Genomic DNA, 2,394 nt, shown 5'->3' with positions numbered 1-2,394 from the left:
ACAATGTCCTGCGAGATAGTCGCGCGCCGCGGCAAATCGCGTGCGCCTTGGTCGTCAGCAGGGCTGGCCACCTCATCTGTCAGATGGCGAGGGAGCCGAGGGAGGTGCGGCCGATCGCTCGACAGCAGGCCCGTTTACCGCTTGGCCCGCTTACCACTTGCTCGAATAGACTTTTCCATTTTGCGTCTGAAGCACGCCGCCTGGAATCGGACAGCCGCGGGAGACGATCAGCCCGTTGCCGCCGACAATCGATGCGCCCAGCGACCTGTAGCCGGAGCCTGCTGGACAGGCTCCAATGAGCAACTCGGACGCGCCGAGCACCATGAACAAGCGGTTGACGAACGCCGCCGGTGATTTGGCGGCGACCGAAGCGACGCTCTTTCCGTACGGGATGACCCCGCCGATATTGAACCGCCCTCCGCCCTGGTCCAGCCGGATCACCGTGTCGAAACGTCCATCGACGAAGATGCCATCCGCGCTTGCCGCGCCGTAGGTCGAGCCGTCAAAGAAGATGGCATTGTCGGCATCGCCAGCGCCGTAAAACACCGGCCAGCCCTCGATATCGATGCCGGCATTGTTGTGGATATAGATGTGCCCCGACGCCGGCGTATTCGATTGGTTGCAGCGGAAGTCGATGCCCCCGTCAGGCTGCGTGATCGGTCCTCCTGCAACGATCTGGTTGAGGCGCAGGTCGATCCACCCGCCGTCGGTGGCGATCACGCATGCTCCTGGGCCGCTCCAGGTGAACCGGCCGTTGCCGTTCGGTGAGATCTGGACGATGAAGCCGCCGATCAGGCCGCCAGGGACGATGAGCGGGTCGTTATCGAACACCTGATTGATCGAGGGCGCGATGACCGGCGTAAGGCCGCCGAAGTCGAGGTCGCGCGCAAGCACGCGTCCTGCCTCGTTGAAAGTCCTCAGCGGCAGCGTCAGACCATCGTGCGTGTCGTCGCCGTTGCTATCGACATATAAGATCCTGGTCAAAGGCGTCAGCTTGTAGCGTCCCGGCTTGGATCGCGCCACCCACGCCCCACCGACCGACACAATGCCAACAGCCTGCGTCGGATAGAGCCTTTCATTCACATCGGGCGGGAAGCCGATCAAATACTTTCCCGCGCTCTGGTCGCCGTTGATGAGAAGGATCTCACATCCGTCATTCGATGGCGCCGGCGGCAGGGAGATCTTGAAGTAGCCCGATGAGGCGATCACGTCGCTGTCGCAAGCCAGCGGCAGCGGCCCCGTCGCGCTCATCGTCGATATCGGTCGCGCGAGCACGTCCGACGAAAACAATATCAGAATGCAAACGATCAGTCGGAACATGAGGCCCCGGCACGCAATGACGCGACCCGTATAATTACGGATACGACTGCGGAGCGTCCAGTTCAAAGATTTGAAGAGCTACGGCGCGTTGTTTTTGACGAGGGCCGCTCGTAGCTCTCGAAATCGTCGATGCGGCAAAACCCGTTCAACCGATCGCAGACCGGACGAGCCGCGGATCAATTGCGCTGGGTTTATCTCGCTCGCGATCAGGTCCGCGGCACGTAGCCACTCACCGCCCCCGCCCCGCGCTCCTCAGTCGAACAGGCTGCGGCTGATGTTGATCACAAAGGCCGCTGGCACGCCGATCACGGCGCCAACGAAACCATAGAAGAGCGCCGTCCACCCCGATGCCAAGCCCCCTGCTCCCATCACCGCTCCATAGAGCGTGCCGAGCCCAGCACACAGCGTGGTCACGACCACGAGGCGCCGGTCATTGGCGGCTTCGATCCGCAACCGCCGCAACTCGCGCCGGCTCTGCACCACAGGTCCTGCCGGCTCTGTCGACCCGCAATGCGGGCACGTCACTGCGCTGAACGACACGCCGTTCCCGCAGTCATGGCAGTCGATCAGCTCCTGCCGTCTCGCCTGCCGCTGCTGCGCCTGCCTCATGCCACCGATCCCGCTGCGTCATCTGTGACAACAGATAAGGGATTTGTGGGCCCAGGACGAGACGCACGCCGCCGTGTGGCGCGAGGGAACCGATCACCGGGCGCACCGGTCGGGACGCAGCGATGGTCAGTCCCCGGCCTTGTCTTCATCCTCGAACGAGGAACAAGGATGAAGAGCCGCCGGATCCGGTCAGTTCGCGCTCATCCAGGCGCGTGCCTCGCGCTGCGCCGCGGCGATCTCGGCATCCGACATCTGCTCGGCGACCTCGCGGCGCATCGCGGCCGCGTCGGTGCGGCCCTTGAGGGCGGCGAGGTTGAACCATTTATGCGCGGCGATCAGATCGACAACGCCGTCGCGGCCGCTCGCATAGAGCATGCCGAGTTCGAACAGCACGTCGCCATTGGCGCCCTGCTCGGCGGTGGTCACATCAGCGAAATTGAGTTGTCCCTGAAACATCGTCGCTCT

The 2,394-nt window shown here is 63.5% G+C and carries 3 protein-coding genes; all 3 read right to left on the bottom strand.

The features are described from left to right. Positions 1–150 precede the first annotated feature (150 nt). The 3 genes from BRAO375_RS24885 to BRAO375_RS24875 all read right to left on the bottom strand — a co-directional run bounded on the left by BRAO375_RS24885 (position 151) and on the right by BRAO375_RS24875 (position 2,385). Positions 151–1,320 carry a hypothetical protein gene (locus BRAO375_RS24885; protein WP_139031462.1) on the bottom strand — a complete coding sequence of 390 codons (1,170 nt, stop codon included), beginning with the start codon at positions 1,318–1,320 and terminating at the stop codon, positions 151–153. Between the two features lie 252 nt (positions 1,321–1,572). Further along, positions 1,573–1,929 carry a hypothetical protein gene (locus tag BRAO375_RS38705; RefSeq protein WP_244423282.1) on the bottom strand — a complete coding sequence of 119 codons (357 nt, stop codon included), beginning with the start codon at positions 1,927–1,929 and terminating at the stop codon, positions 1,573–1,575. Between the two features lie 189 nt (positions 1,930–2,118). After that, the gene (locus BRAO375_RS24875; RefSeq protein ID WP_009030213.1) at positions 2,119–2,385 is read right to left on the bottom strand and encodes a hypothetical protein; all 267 of its coding nucleotides are present in this window, start codon (positions 2,383–2,385) and stop codon (positions 2,119–2,121) included. Positions 2,386–2,394: the final 9 nt, after the last annotated feature.

This window comes from Bradyrhizobium sp. ORS 375, assembly GCF_000239775.1.
Lineage (GTDB): Bacteria > Pseudomonadota > Alphaproteobacteria > Rhizobiales > Xanthobacteraceae > Bradyrhizobium.
Note: the sequence above shows the minus strand (reverse complement) of the source record. Positions and strands in the feature narration are given on the sequence as shown.

Bases quoted from the DNA above. Each gene is read 5' to 3' on its own strand.
- BRAO375_RS38705 (WP_244423282.1), bottom strand. From the start codon at position 1,929: ATGAGGCAGGCGCAGCAGCGGCAGGCGAGACGGCAGGAGCTGATCGAC.
- BRAO375_RS24875 (WP_009030213.1), bottom strand. From the start codon at position 2,385: ATGTTTCAGGGACAACTCAATTTCGCTGATGTGACCACCGCCGAGCAG.
- BRAO375_RS24885 (WP_139031462.1), bottom strand. From the start codon at position 1,320: ATGTTCCGACTGATCGTTTGCATTCTGATATTGTTTTCGTCGGACGTG.